We start from the raw sequence: 14,382 nt of genomic DNA on the forward strand, positions 1-14,382 counted from the left end.
ACCTCATGCTGTTTGTAACGCCTGTTGTGACATCTCTTTCCGTCAGACGACGCATGCCGGTTGCGGCACTGCTGCTCTCGGTCCTTTTGTCGGTTTCCGTCGCGTGCGCCGCCGAAATAGGCAAAGTCCGCACCGCTACCGACATGGCGGGAAACGTGGTCGTGGAGGAATTGGAATTCAAGAAAGCAGACGTTCAGGACGCCGTCCGGATCATCTCGGAATTGTCCGGAGTCAATATCGTTGCGACCGGAGAGGCGGGCAAGAAGCGGGTGACGTTCTTTATCCGCAAGCAGACCGTGGCCGAGATCGTCGACTGCATCTGCCGGCTTTCCGGGCTCTGGTACCGGCATAATCCGAAATCCGGCGTTTTCATCCTGATGACCACTGAGGAGTACCAACGGGATATCGTGGTCTTCCGCAACGAACCGATCAAGTCGTTCCAGCTCAAGTATCTCAATGTGGCTGTCGCCGCCAGAACCATCGCCGATCTCTACGGCGACCGGGTGGAGCTGCAGGGGAAGGCCAACTGGGATACGGGTGACGACTACGCCATCAGCGGGCTGGATTCGGAGATCGAGAACGACGATGGCGATGATGACGACGACAGCAACAGCAACAGCAACAGCGGCAACGGCAGAAACAACCGCAACAACAGCGACAACAGCGACAACAGGAACAACCGTAGCAATGACGGCTCCGGAAGCAGATCCGGCCGCACCGAGGAAAAGCTGAACCTGACTTCGGCCCAGCTTGCCCTGCTTGAACAGAAAGCCAAGACGGAGCTGCAGATACCCGAAGGAATGCTCCGCCAGTTGACCGAACGCAAAACAGCTCCCATCTACGTGACCATCAACCGGCAGCACAACATCCTCTTCGTCCGCACCTCCGACGAAAAGGCGCTCACCGAGATCGCGAAGGTGGTGCAGGATTCCGATCGGCAGGTGCCGGAGGTGCTGCTGGAGATGAAGGTACTGGAGGTACAGCTCAACGACAAGTTCGAATCGGCTTTCACCATCAGCACCATCAGCGGCGGCAGCCAGACCGGCCCCGATGACGGTCAGGTCGCCAACCCCCTGAACACCGCCGCATCCGCCGTGGGCAGTACCTTGTTGGGTATGGGTAATTTCGCTCTCAATTCCGAGAGTACCCTGACCTATCAGTTTCTGAGTTCGGATCTGCGCCTGCGGTTACAGCTCTTGCAGCAGAACAATAACCTCACGACCATCGCCACGCCGATGCTCATGGCCGCCAACAACCATCCGGCCCGGCTGTTCATCGGAGAGGAGACGGTGCTGACAACCGGCTTCACGACAATGACATCGACCTCAACCACCACCAGCGGCGTGGTGGTCAATAACACCCTTCCCGTTCCCGTGACGGAAACCAAGAGCGTCGGCAATACCCTGACCATTCTTCCCTCCATCAATGCCGACCGTTCGGTGGTGATGCGGATCGTGCATGAGAATTCAAGTGTCAAAACCAACGGCGCCAGCATTCCGTTGCCGGTGGGGACGACCGTTCAGACCGTTTCCATAGATACCGTCAACACGTCGAAACTGGAAGGAACCGTGCTGGCCCAGGATGGCATGACGGTTGCCGTGGGAGGGATGATGCGGACGAATATCACCGACTACGAAAGCAAGGTGCCGCTGCTGGGCGATATCCCTTACCTGGGCTTCTTCTTCAAACAGAAACAGAAGATCAAAACCAAGACGGAACTGGTGCTCCTGATAACCCCCTACATACTCCAAGCGCCGAACCTGGGAGAGGCCGTTACCCGGCGGCGACTGAACGATCTGTCGGGGAATACCGGTGAAATCAACTCCTATATGGACAAGCTGGAACAGGAGCGTTCCGCAACCGGGACTAGCCGGACCGACGCCGCGAACCGGCATGCGGAACCGCCCGCAGACGTTGTCGGCGGGAAGGAACAGGGCATTGCCGAGTTGATCAAGACAGCGGCCGTCCAGGTGCGCCAGCCCCTGTCGCTCAGGCAGCCGGTGGGCGCTGTCCGGCCGGCGCCGCTGGACGTCCGGGGCGAGGTTCAGGTTTTCACCGTCAGCGGCGTTGCGGCGTTGCCCACGGCCGCCTGGAGCGACGGCCGGCACTTCGTGACCGCCCTGAAGGTCGTCAACCGGACCAGCAGGGAGCTGAAACTGGATGTCACCGCTCTGCGGGGCGTCTGGGCCGCCGCGACCCTGGAGCGGCAGGAACTGGCGCCCGCCGGCAGGGACGGTGATTCCACCTGGCTGTATCTTGTTTCCGAAACCGGCTTTGAAAACGTGATTGCCGGGAGCGGGAGCAAATGAACCCCAAAAAGGGCGGTTGTTCACGCGAAGTCACGAAGTTCGCGCAGAAAACCGGATGGTTGGACAAGGCGCTGGAATCACCTGTTCGGTGAAAGGGGATGATGTTGCAATTATTTGTTTTTAGGTCTTAGCGCCTTTGCGTGAGATGGATTGCCGTTTTTTTAGAATCAAACAACATGGAGTGGAACTCCTGATCCACCAATTTCAGCAGTGCCTACTATTTCTGAGAAGGGACGTCATGGAAAAGAACAAAGTAAAACCGGCTTGCGGGCAGCCCGGAACAACGCTCGCCCCCGTCTTTACGCAGCTTAACGGTGTCATACTCGGCAAAGAGAAGCAGATCAAACTGGCGCTCACCTGCCTGCTCGCCCGCGGCCACCTGCTGATCGAGGATGTGCCCGGACTCGGCAAGACCGTCCTGGCCCATGCATTGGGCCGTGCTCTGGGGCTGGAATACCAGCGGGTGCAGTTTACCAGCGACCTGTTGCCCGGCGATGTCATCGGCTGTTCCGTCTACGATCGCAACCAGGGTGCGTTCCATTTTACCCCGGGACCGGTCTTTACGCAGCTTCTGCTGGCGGACGAAATCAACCGCGCCACTCCCAAGTGCCAGAGCGCCCTGCTGGAGGCCATGGAGGAGCGCCAGGTGAGCGCCGACGGCAAAACGCGCGAGTTGCCGCAGCCGTTTTACGTCATCGCCACCCAGAACCCCACCGAACAGGTGGGCACCTATCCGCTTCCCGAATCACAGCTTGACCGCTTTCTGCTGCGGATTTCCATGGGCTATCCCGATCAGGACGCGGAATTGGAGATCCTTCGGGGGGAAGACCGCAAAACGATGCTGGAGAACATGAATCCCCTCGTCTCCCCGTCCGATCTGCTGGCGCTCCAGGCCGGGGTGCGGGAGGTGAAGGTTTCGGACGCCGTCTTGCGCTACCTGTACCGGTTGCTTGATTTCACCAGAACGTCGGAGCTGTTTCATACCGGTCTTTCCACGCGGGCGGGGCTGGGGTTGCTGCGCGCCGCGCAGGCCTGGGCGCTGATCCATGATGAGGACAAGCTGCTGCCGGGAGATATCCAGAGCGTTTTCCCGGCCGTGGCGGGCCATCGTCTGGCGCCGGTGGCGGGCAGGATGTCGTCATCACGGATCGGCGAGGAGATCATCGCCAATGTTGCCGTCGATTAGGGGGGCCGGTTTGCGTCAACGTCTTTCCGCGCTACTGAAACAACCGTTTTCCCTGAAATTGTTCCGGCCGGGGCCGGGAAGAGTCAGGATGCGCCTGACTCCTTCGGGATGGGGTTTCGTGGGCCTCATTCTGTGCGGGCTTCTGATGGCGGTTAATTTCAGCAACAATCTGATTTTCGCCATGACGGCTCTGTTGCTCTCGATCGCGCTGGTGGGGTGGTATCACACCCGGGTCAACCTGAGCTGCCTGAGCTTGACCGATTGGCGCGTCGCTCCGGTCTTTGCCGGCCAGAAAGCGATCTGGCGTCTGACCGTGGAAAACGGCAAACAGCGCGGTCGCTATGGTATCAGGGCGTGTTCATCCGGAGCGGAAACAGACCCTGAACAGTATCTGGCTGCAGGTGGACAGACTGAAATTACCCTGCGGCGCCAGGTCGTTGCCCGAGGTCTGATCAAGCCTTGCCCGGCGGATCTCAGAAGCTGTTTTCCCCTGGGGATTTTTGAAGCGCGCCTGGGCACGAAAGATCTGCCGGAATGTCTGGCCTATCCAAAACCCGCGGGTGATCAGCCTGTCCCGGAACAGACCGCGGGCCGGCAGGCCCACCTGCTGAACGAATCCGGCGCCTATACCGGCATGCGGCGTTATGCGCCGGGCGATACGCTTTCCCGCATTTCGTGGAAAGCATATGCCCGCTTTGACGAGCTTTACACCAAGGAATTCGACGGCGCCCAGGGACGTCCGGCGCTCTGGCTCAGATGGAGCGACGTGCGGGCAAGCGGCGTGGAGCAGAAGCTGTCGCAGCTTTGTCGCTGGATGCTGGATGTGCACGGCCAGAACCGGGAATACGGCCTGGAACTGCCGGGAATGAAGATTGAACCGGCGGGCGAGGAGAGCCATCTCCGCCATTGCCTGCAAGCACTTGCCCTTTATGGCGAAACGGAGCGGACTTCATGAGCGGTTATTATCAGTGGGTACTGCTGACCCTTGTCATGGCCGCTTTCCCGAGTCTTGTGCGTCTTCCCTTATGGGTTGCCGGGATAGCGCTTGCCGGTGGCGCGCTGCATTACGCGGGGCGGTGGCGGAAAGGCTGGTATGGCCGGGGCGCGGGCGCCGCTTTGCTGACGATGACCGTGGCTGGCATCTGGCTTTCGTTTGAAAGCTGGTTCAGCGGCGACGCCGTGCTCAGCTTCTTCATTGCCGTCGTGTTTCTCAAATGGGGGGAGGCGCGCAAACGGCGGGACTATCTGCTTCTGATATTTGCCGCCGTGATCCTGACCGCTTGCGGCACGCTGTATTGGGAAAACCTTTTGAACCTGCTGCACATGCTGCTGGTGGTTTTTCTGCTTACGGTCAGTCTGGTGGCGATTCACTCGGGTGACTCCGCCTTGTCCGGACTGTTTTTTCTTAGGCGTTCCGGACTGATTTTCGCGCTCGGGCTGCCGCTGATGCTGCTCCTTTTTCTGACCCTGCCGCGTATTCCAGGGCCTTTGTGGGATATCGGCCTGGCCTTTGGGCTGCCGGTCAAGGCCATGCTGGACCGGGGCGCGGGGGATTTCGGCAAGGCGACATCAATGCAGCCGGGCGGGATTCACAAGGCAAGCCAGCAGACCGGCAATGTTCTGGTCGCCGAATTCAAGGGCGCCGTGCCCTATAAAAGCCGGCTGTACTGGCGCGGACCGGTTTTCTGGGAGTATGACGGCGAAAAATGGAATCTCCCGGCAGGCTGGGATGACCGAACCAGGCTGCTCAAGCGCGCTATCCGCACGAAAAAACGGCTCGACCGGGAACTGCATTTCCGGAAGGATCCGGTGCGCTACACCCTGCGGGTCATGCCCAATGGCGGCCGCTGGCTTTATGGTCTCGACATTCCCGCGGCGCCGGCCCCCGAATCGTTCATCTCCGACGAATACCAGTTGTTGAGCATCCGGAAGATCGACGACCAGGAACCCAAGTTTGAGATGCTTTCGTACCTGGAGTATCTGACAGGGGTCGAGCTTGGCGACGAACAGCGGAAAAGGGGGCTTTCCTGGTCGGAAAACTCCAATCCGCGGCTGCGCGCCCTTGGAGCGGAGCTGGCAAAAAAGCATAAAAAGACGGACGCCATCGTCCACCAGGCGCTCCGTCTTCTGGCGGACGGCGCCTACCGCTTTGACGCCGGGTATGTCATCCCTCCGGGAAAGGACTCGCTGGATCGCTTCTTCTTTGACGAAAAACGGGGCGGCGCCGAATATCTCGCCGGCAGTTTCGTGATGCTGATGAGGGCCGCCGGTATTCCGGCCCGGCTGGTCAGCGGCTACCGCGGCGGGACCATCATCGCGCTGACCAATTTCGTGATCGTCAAACGCGCCGACGCCCATGCCTGGGTGGAAATCTGGCGGGACGGCAAGGGGTGGAGCAGGGTGGAGCCCAAGGATATCATCCTGCCGCTCGCGGCTGACGACACGGCGCTTTCGGAGAAAAAGCCCAAAGAATCCGTCGTAAAGATGGAAACCGGCAGGGAAAAGCCGCTCCCCGAAACGGAAAAGCCGGACAAGGGCGGTAAACCGGCGGAACCGGTGGCGGTCAAACAGAAGGATCGCCGGAGTCTGCCGAGCTTATCTTCCCTTCTGGGAGGCGTGCGGAAATGGGTTATCCGCTACGACCCCAACCGCCAGATGGAACTCCTGAAAGGGGCCGGCGTCAAGGAAGGCAACTGGCTCGATCTTCTGATTGGCGGTACGGCGGGGGTTCTGTCGTTGCTGGGCATCTATCTGCTGGCGGCATGGTGGCGCGACCGGCGCCGGGTCGACCCGGTTGCGGAGAGCTGGCTCAGGTTCTGCCGCAGGTTGAAAACGCTCGGCGTGGAGAAGTCGGAAACCGAATGCCCGCGCGACTATCTCCGGCGCGTGAGCCGTGAACGTCCCGAACTGTCCGCAGCTGCGGAGGATATCATCGGCCGCTACATCCTGATCCGCTACGGGGAGGAGTGCTCCGGGGAAACGACGGCCCTCTTCATGCGTCAGGTTCAGCGTTTCATCTCCATGTCATAGGTTTTCCCTCCCTACCTCCCTCTTGAAGGGGGAGGAACCAGGCAGCAAGAACCCGGCCGGACAACGCTGATAAAAATTACGAGAAGGACTGAATATGAAAGATTTCATCTGTTGTGCCCTGTTCCTGCTGCTGACCATTCCGGCGGTTCTTCATGCCGCCCAGGGAGTAACCGAAGATTACCGGCCGGTCGTGGCCGAAATCGTCAGGCGGGGGGACGCGGCCATGGCCAACTACTCGCCCACGGTCTCGACGCAGACCGGCAACGAGTTTTCCAGGCTCTATTTCGATATCTTCGAATCCAGCGGCATGGAATTCACCCTCCGGCTGAAAGACAACTCATTCATGCTGCGGATCGAGTCCGGCTTCAGTCTGCTGATCAGCCAGGCCATGGGGGGAAAGCCGAAAGCGGTTCTGGAAAAGTCATGGGCTGCCCTGAAAAATGACCTCGACTACGCCGTGACTCACTATTCCAGCAACGGTACCGGCTACGGGGGGCGGGTGATGCAGTCCTTTGTCATTCTCTTCCGCGAAGGCCTTGAGGCCATGCTTGTGGTTGCGGCCCTGGTGGCCTATCTCCGCCGCTCGGGATACGCCGACAAGGTCAGGGTCATCTGGCACGGGGTCTGCTGGGCGTTGGTCGCCAGCGTCGTTGCTGCCTGGGTTCTCGGCAGCCTGATCAGGACGAGCGGGGCCAACCGGGAGATGCTGGAGGGGGTGACCATGCTCGTCGCCGCTGCGGTCCTCCTGTATGTCAGCTACTGGCTGACCGCCAAAAGGGACGCCGAGCGATGGCAGGCATTCATCAGGGATACGATGGATCGGGCCATGGGCAGGGGAAGCCTGTTTGCCCTCGGTCTGGTCGCCTTTCTCGCCGTTTTCAGGGAAGGGGCGGAGACGATCCTGTTCTACCAGGCGCTCATGGCAGGGACGTTGGGTGGTCTTGATGCCGTCTGGGTTGGCATGGCGCTGGCCGCCGTCGCGCTCGTGGTCGTCTACCTGCTGGTGAAAGTCGCCTCGATCCGCCTGCCGCTCGGGCTGTTCTTCGGCGGGACGGCGCTGATGCTGTTTGTCATGGCGTTCATGTTTGCCGGCCAGGGGATCCTGGAACTCCAGGTGAGCGGCCTTGTCCGGACGACCCGGCTCGAAGGGTGGCCGATGGTGAGCTGGCTGGGACTCTTTCCGACCCGGGAAACGGTCCTGGCGCAGGCGGTCATCCTGTTGCTGCCGCTGCTCGGCATGGTGTGGATGATCGGAAAACGAACACGAGTGGCGGTCCAACCTTGAATACGTTCACACTGGGGATGCTTATCGCACTGATCGGCTCCGCCGTCGCCGTGTATGTGGGGCTCCCGGAACAGATGCAGGCGCTGTTCGATGACAGCGTCGAGGCAGCCCAGCAGGTCGGTACCGCGGGGGATCTCCGCTCCATATCGGTCATGCTGGACGCCACCTACGTACTGGACCGGAGACTCCCCTCCGAAGAGGAATTCCCTGTGTGGCTCAGGGAAACGTTCAAGGAAACCAATGTCAAGGAGCTTGCCGTGGACCATTGGGGCAATCCCTATGTCTACACCCTGTCCGGGAATGGAAGGTCATACCGTCTGCACAGTCTGGGGCCGGACGGTATCATGGGGACTGGCGACGATATGGTACGGAGCGGCCCGTAACAACCTGAATTCTATGGAGGTGTGTCGTGAACAAGAAACATCAGAGGAAGTTTTTTGTCAACATCCGTTACCAGTGTGCCCAAATGGCGGTTGGCGTTTTCGCCAATATTCTGGTGGTGCTCGCGACGGCGGCGCTCCTGTCGTGGTTCTATCTGCTGGAGTGGGACGGCTCGGTTGCCTACAATCACAACCGGACGCTGGTTTTCCTGGTGCTGGTGTCCGTGTGCGTCGCGACGTTCACGACGGTTTTTTTCAGTTTGCGGCGCAGCCGTTCGGTGGCGGGGTTTCTGGAAAAACTCCATGATGTGCTGGACCGCGCAAGCCGGGGTGATTTTCCGGAACGCGAGGTCGTCTTCAGAACGTCCGATTATTACGGCCATTTGTCGGCCCCTCTCAACGCCTGCCTGGAACAGTTGCGGCAGATGCGGGACCCGCGCGGCGCCGCGACGACTGAAGATGTCCGGAAACTCTCGTCCGGGATTGACCGTACCGAACCGGACAGGGGGGGGAATCCGCGGCGCCTGAATGAGCTGGCTCCGCGGATGGATTCCGGCGGGAGATACTGACGTGGGAAAGAAACTGATTCGTTTGACCGTGCTGGCGGCACTGGCGCTTCTGGTCGGCCTGGGGGCTGTGGCGCTTGTCCGCAACGAGAGCGTTACACGGTTCCTTGTCGAAAGAAAACTGGACCAGGTGCTTGAGGATTACGCGGACAAGGTGGTGCTGAAGACAATTGCCCGCGCCGTTCAGGATTTCAGGCTGCTGGAACAGGCGGCCGTCAGGCTCAGGGCCGAGCCGACCGACGGGAATGCGGCTGCCGCCGCGGAGGCGTGGCGCACGGCCCGCGCCCAATGGAAGAAGACGGCCACCTTCATGTTCGGACCGGCGGCGCATTACAATTTCGACAAGCAGCTGGACACCTTTCCCCTCGATCGTCCCCTGGTGGATCACCTGCTGGGCGAGATGACGGCCGGCAGGGTGGCCGTTGACGAGCGGTACCTGCGCGAGGAACTGCTGTCTACCCAGCGAGGCCTGCCGGCTGCCGAGTATCTGCTGTTCAGGGATGGAAAACCGCGGCGGGCGAAGGATATGACTCCGGCCGAGCTGGAGTACCTGGTCGCCGCAACCAGGGCCATGACCCTGGAAAGCATGGACTTCGAGGCATCCTGGGCCGGCTCGTCCAGGATGCCGGCGGACAAGGCGGCCCTGCTCAAGGCGGCCGGAATGAGAACCAGAAGCTCCTATGCGGATGAGTTCAAGCATCCGGGCGCCCCCGGAAGCCGCTATCTGTCGCACTCCGTTGCGCTTCAGGAGATTTTTCAGGAAAGCGTGGCAGTTACCGAAGACCTGGGCGACGCCATCGCCGGCGAGCTGGACTCCGCCAACCCCCGTGGCGGCAGGACCTGGTACAGCCGCAACGGGCGCGCCGACCTCCTGAATATCCTTAAAAGCGTCGAGAACGCGTATCTGGGGGGCGCCGAAGGGGACCGCGGCCATTCGGTGTCGGAGCTTCTGGCGAGCCGGGACGAGGTTCTTGACCGACGTATCAGAATTGCCCTGGCGGACACGGCGTTCAGGATCACCGAGGCCGCCGGACCGTACGGCGGAAACGGCGAAGAGAGGGAGCTGCTGATCAGAAGGGCGGAGTCGGCGTGCCACAAGCTGACCGCCCGGCTGTCGGTCGCCGCGCTGCTGGTGGCCATGGACCCGTCAACCCGGCCGTTTGCCCCCTACGGAGTCCCGCTGCCGGAATCCCACCCGATGAAATGAGGAGACCCATGAATCCAGACGGATTGCGCCGAAAAGCGCCGTTAATTCTGCTGCTGACACTCACCGTTGTTGCCGTCGGCTTCAGCGCCCGGCTCCTTGCCCATGTGTCGCTGGGGGGGACGCCGCCCGGACTGACGGAAGAGTACTTTTCTGGAGGGCGGATGGGGACGGTCTTCGATACCACCTCACGCTGCCTGGAGTTGCCCTCGCCCGCCGTCGCGGCGAACCCGAAGCTGAACCGGCAGTTCAACGATGGCGAGCTGCTGTTCCTGGCGGATTTCGTCACCGATCCCAAGGCGCCCTACGGCGGGCTGTGACCGGTCTATATCACCAACTCCTGCATGAACTGCCACCCCAACTACGGCAGGGGACGCCGGGTTGACAAATTTTCCACCCAGTTCGGCAATGGCTACACCGTATTCGTCCATACGCCGGACGGCAAGCTTGTCGACGGTTATATGTTCATGCTGCAGACCAGGGCCGTGCCTCCCTACAAGCCGCCTGCCAGAGACGTCAAGATCACTTGGCGCAATTTCGTCGACCAGTACGGCAACAGGTATCCGGACGGAACCCGCTACAACAGCGGCAAACCGACGGAGGGAACCCTGATCTATCCGACGGCTGAGCTGGTCGATCCGCTGCTCCCCCTGCCGGCCGGCTACAAGGTCAGCCTCGAATCCACCATCGGGTTCTACGGCAGCGGGCTTCTGGATGCAATCCCCGACGAGGATATCATCGCCGAGGCCAAGCGCCAGCAGGCCATGCCCGGGTCGGTCAAGGGCCGGCCCGGCGCATGGATTGTGGAGCCCCACGACGGAAAAAAGCACCTGGGCAAGTTCACCTATCACAACACCAGGGCGACCCTCCAGAACGGCCCCGGTCTCAACGGTATGTGGAACGTGTTCAACCTCACCCGCACGGATCGTCCGCAGCTGTTCGCCTCTTCGCAATGGATTGCCAAGCAGAAGGAGCTCGGTCTGGATACAGCCCCCCTTGTCGGTTCGCAACCTCACGAACTGACGCAAAAAGACGTCGATGACCTCATGGTCTGGTCCCGCGGCCTGGCGGTGCCCGCCGCGCGCAACCTCCATAAGCCGGAGGTACAACGTGGCAGGGATCTCTTCCAGATGATGGGGTGCGTGCAATGCCACAAGCCGAGCTGGGTTACGGGCGAGTACCCGTATATTCCCGCCTATGGGAAGCAGAAAATCTGGCCGTATACGGATATGCTGACCCATGATCTGGGCACAATGAACCATGGCGTCAGCAGGTTCTTCCGGACGCCGCCTCTCTGGGCCCGGGGGCTGTCGCGTAATGCCGCCGATCACACGGACCTGTTCCATGACCGGCGCGCCAGAGATTTCGAGGAAGCCATTCTCTGGCATTTCGGCGAGGCGAACTTTGCCCGGGAGATGTTTCGCCACCTTTCCGCGGACAAACGAAAGGATGTTATCAGGTTTCTCGAGTCGATCTGATTTTAGGGAAGCGGTGAATCGGATATGAAAAGGCGGTTTTTGTCGATGAATCAATGGGTTGTCTGTGGAGCGCTCGCTATCGTTGCGGGGAGCACGGCTCCCGCCGTTGCCGATATCTACATGCATGAAGATGGCAACGGGGTGATCCACTTCACCGATGCACCGGTGAACCGCCGGTCCAGGGTGTTCATACGTCACATTGAGGATGACCGGAAGGTGCGTACCACCTTCAGGTTTTCCGGCTACAGCCGTGATCCCGGACTGTTTGAGACGATCATCGACTCGTGCGCCACGGAGTACGGAGTGGACAAGGCGCTGGTAAAGGCGGTTATCCGGGCTGAATCGGGGTACAACCCCAACGCGGTTTCGCCGAAAGGGGCCGCGGGCCTGATGCAGCTCATGCCAAAGACCGCCCAGGGGCTTAAGGTCACGAACGCGTTCGATCCAGCCGACAATATCCGTGGCGGGGTGCGGTATCTCAGGTTCCTGCTGGACACCTTCAACGGTGACGTCCGGCTTGCCCTGGCCGCGTACAACGCGGGTCTCGCCAAGGTGGCCCGGTACGGCGGCATTCCCCCCTATCGGGAAACCCGCGACTATGTGGCCAGGGTCATGGACTACCGGAGGGCGTATGGCGATGACTGAGAAAATCCCGAACGGGCAACGGAGTACCGACCATCTTCATTCAACACAAGGAGGCTGAACCGATGAAAAGAGAATTCGTATTTGTTGTTGCAGGGATTGCGCTGAGCTGCTCGCTGTCATGGGGCCAGGAAACGACGTGGCGCAAGGACGTGAAACCGCTGTTCGATGCCAGGTGCGCCGCGTGTCACTCCGATGTCTCCGCTCCCGAACACGATGCGTTCAAGGAGAAGAAGCAGAGGTGGCTGGCAAACGGGCAGGGAATGCGGATGAACAGCTACAGCCATCTGATTTACTACACTGCCTGGCCCGGCACCGGCGCCCTGATGCGCAGACTCGATGACGGCAGGAACCTGAAGGGAGGGAAAGCCGGGAACATGTATCAGTTCCTGGGGGCGACGGAGGCGGAACGCCAGAAGAACCTCGCCGTTTTCAAGGCATGGGTCGGAACATGGGTCGTGAAGCGGTGGCCTGACGTTACCAAGGACGAGTTGAACGGCATCAGGGTGAAATACTGATTGTGAACATCAAAAAACTAATCATACATGATCGGAAGCCGGTCATCGGTCCGGACGACCTGAGACGCAGATTTCCTCTTTCAGGAGAAGACGTCGCGCGTGTGGCCCATTTCCGGAAGCAGGTGGCCGACATCCTGAACGGCGTCGACGGGCGGCTGCTGGCGGTGGTCGGCCCCTGCTCGATTCATGACACCAGGGCGGCTCTTGACTATGCTGAGCGCCTGGCCGGCCTGGCAGGGGAACTGGAGGACCGGCTGCTGCCGGTGATGCGGGTGTATCTGGAAAAACCGCGTACCGCTACGGGCTGGAAAGGGCTGCTCAACGACCCGGACCTGGACGGATCGTGCCGGATATCCAAGGGGCTCGTGATTGCCCGCGACCTGCTCCGTTCCATTACCGGTCTGGGCCTTCCCGTGGCCTGCGAGATACTCAGCCCGTTTACCCCCCTCTATCTGGGTGATCTGATCAGCTGGGGGGCGATCGGCGCACGCACGACCGAATCGCAGATTCACCGGGAAATGGCGAGCGGGCTTCCCTTTCCGGTCGGCTTCAAGAACGGCACCGACGGCAACCTGCGGATCGCCGTTGACGCCGTCCGTGCCGCCCGGTACCCGCACCGCTTCCTGAGTGTCGATAAGAACGGGCGCTACACCAGCGTCATGGCCGGCGGCAACGCCGATGCTCACGTGATTCTTCGCGGCGGCAACGGCCGCTCCAATTATTTTCCCGAGGACATTCGCAAGGTAGAGGAGATGCTGGACAAGGCCGGTCTCACTCAGGCAATCGCGGTAGATTGCAGTCATGCAAACTCCGGCGGCGACCACCAGCGCCAGCAGGAGGGGCTGGTCACTGTCTGCCGGCAGCTCGCCGACGGCAACAGTTCGATTCGCTGCATAATGCTTGAGAGTTTTCTGGAAGCCGGCAATCAGCCGATTCCCACGGACCTGTCGCAGCTCAGATACGGTGTTTCTGTTACCGACAAGTGCATCGACTGGACCACCACCGAGTACCTTCTGCGCTACGTCCATCGGACAATGGCCTGTCGAGGTGTCGGCATGGCACAGACCGATCTCGAACGGGCGCACAACGGCGATATCAGATGCGCGGCCATGTAGCCGATTGCTGTCGCTTTGATCGATGGCGCCGCTCTTGAGGCAATATCCCGTCAGCCTGAATCTCCGTGTATGTTTCCCCCCGAGAAGACGTCTTGGTGGTTTCGTATGGCGGGGACGTTTTTCGACAAAAAAATCCGGTCGGTGTGTGATTTTCACCGACCGGATCCGCCGGAAGGAACCGGACCGCACGGAAAAGGGGTTAACCGTGCCGTCCGGGGCCATGGTGGGATGGTATTCCGGCGCTTGAATCGATTAGGGCGCGTTTCCATGCTTTCGGGGAAGGGACCATGTGTGCCCGTGAACATGATCGTCTTTATCAACAGATACTGTTGTACCCGGAAATCGAAGCCGGCGCTAACGTTGGAAGACAAAAAAAGCACGCCTGGAGCCAACTTTCCAGCCGCATGCCGCCCATGTCGTTTAGCTTCTTCAGAAAACGGGTCGCGTCCAGGCAGCCGATGCCCCCCAGTCCGGGGGGGGGGGGCGACGCGATTCCCACACCTTGATCAGGTCCAGTTCATAGGCGAACAGCAGAACCGCGCTGGAGTGCCCGCCGGGGAGCGAAGCGGCACTGCTGGTCGAGCGGACGGCGGCCGGCGCCGCGTCGGTCGCCCCCAAGATGAATGCAGTGAAGGATCGAATGGGCTGGAGAATTGGCGTATAGCAGGG

14 protein-coding genes are annotated in these 14,382 nt (G+C 60.6%); 13 read left to right on the top strand and 1 reads right to left on the bottom strand.

Annotated elements, in window-relative coordinates:
• The first annotated feature begins 5 nt into the window (after positions 1–5).
• The 13 genes from PPRO_RS04005 (at position 6) to PPRO_RS04060 (ending at position 13,713) form a co-directional block, all read left to right on the top strand.
• Positions 6–2,309, top strand: a complete 2,304-nt coding sequence (locus tag PPRO_RS04005) for a DUF3438 family protein (RefSeq protein WP_011734760.1) — start codon at positions 6–8, stop codon at positions 2,307–2,309.
• 238 nt (positions 2,310–2,547) lie between these two features.
• Positions 2,548–3,495 (top strand): AAA family ATPase, encoded by a 948-nt coding sequence (locus PPRO_RS04010; protein ID WP_011734761.1) that lies wholly within the window; start codon positions 2,548–2,550, stop codon positions 3,493–3,495.
• Between the two features lie 118 nt (positions 3,496–3,613).
• Positions 3,614–4,450, top strand: coding sequence for a DUF58 domain-containing protein (locus tag PPRO_RS04015; protein WP_198138322.1), 837 nt, complete (start codon positions 3,614–3,616; stop codon positions 4,448–4,450).
• Complete coding sequence (locus tag PPRO_RS04020; protein ID WP_011734763.1) at positions 4,447–6,525, top strand: transglutaminase TgpA family protein; 2,079 nt, start codon at positions 4,447–4,449, stop codon at positions 6,523–6,525. The genes PPRO_RS04015 and PPRO_RS04020 overlap by 4 nt, the downstream gene beginning before the upstream one ends.
• A 94-nt stretch (positions 6,526–6,619) precedes the next feature.
• Positions 6,620–7,810, top strand: coding sequence for an FTR1 family iron permease (locus tag PPRO_RS04025; protein ID WP_011734764.1), 1,191 nt, complete (start codon positions 6,620–6,622; stop codon positions 7,808–7,810).
• A complete protein-coding gene (locus PPRO_RS04030) occupies positions 7,807–8,193 on the top strand; it encodes a type II secretion system protein GspG (protein ID WP_157039929.1) in 387 nt (128 codons plus the stop codon). The genes PPRO_RS04025 and PPRO_RS04030 overlap by 4 nt, the downstream gene beginning before the upstream one ends.
• A gap of 26 nt (positions 8,194–8,219) precedes the next feature.
• On the top strand, positions 8,220–8,759 hold the full coding sequence (locus PPRO_RS04035; protein WP_011734766.1) for a hypothetical protein: 540 nt from the start codon (positions 8,220–8,222) through the stop codon (positions 8,757–8,759).
• 1 nt (position 8,760) lies between these two features.
• Entirely contained in the window at positions 8,761–9,963 is a 1,203-nt protein-coding gene (locus PPRO_RS04040) for an imelysin family protein (protein ID WP_198138323.1), read from the top strand.
• An 8-nt stretch (positions 9,964–9,971) separates the two neighbouring features.
• Positions 9,972–10,280: a hypothetical protein gene (locus PPRO_RS21165; protein ID WP_198138324.1), complete on the top strand. Its 309-nt coding sequence runs from the start codon at positions 9,972–9,974 to the stop codon at positions 10,278–10,280.
• 24 nt (positions 10,281–10,304) lie between these two features.
• A complete protein-coding gene (locus tag PPRO_RS04045) occupies positions 10,305–11,438 on the top strand; it encodes a di-heme oxidoredictase family protein (RefSeq protein WP_198138325.1) in 1,134 nt (377 codons plus the stop codon).
• Between the two features lie 45 nt (positions 11,439–11,483).
• Complete coding sequence (locus PPRO_RS04050; RefSeq protein ID WP_041532121.1) at positions 11,484–12,083, top strand: lytic transglycosylase domain-containing protein; 600 nt, start codon at positions 11,484–11,486, stop codon at positions 12,081–12,083.
• A 62-nt stretch (positions 12,084–12,145) separates the two neighbouring features.
• Positions 12,146–12,598, top strand: coding sequence for a hypothetical protein (locus PPRO_RS04055; RefSeq protein ID WP_011734769.1), 453 nt, complete (start codon positions 12,146–12,148; stop codon positions 12,596–12,598).
• Positions 12,598–13,713: a 3-deoxy-7-phosphoheptulonate synthase gene (locus PPRO_RS04060; protein WP_049759637.1), complete on the top strand. Its 1,116-nt coding sequence runs from the start codon at positions 12,598–12,600 to the stop codon at positions 13,711–13,713. The genes PPRO_RS04055 and PPRO_RS04060 overlap by 1 nt, the downstream gene beginning before the upstream one ends.
• Positions 13,714–14,142: 429 nt before the next feature.
• Here PPRO_RS04060 and PPRO_RS20765 read toward each other — a convergent pair whose 3' ends face one another.
• Entirely contained in the window at positions 14,143–14,331 is a 189-nt protein-coding gene (locus PPRO_RS20765; RefSeq protein ID WP_157039930.1) for a hypothetical protein, read from the bottom strand.
• Between the last annotated feature and the right edge of the window lie 51 nt (positions 14,332–14,382).

The organism is Pelobacter propionicus DSM 2379 (genome assembly GCF_000015045.1).
Lineage (GTDB): Bacteria > Desulfobacterota > Desulfuromonadia > Geobacterales > Pseudopelobacteraceae > Pseudopelobacter > Pseudopelobacter propionicus.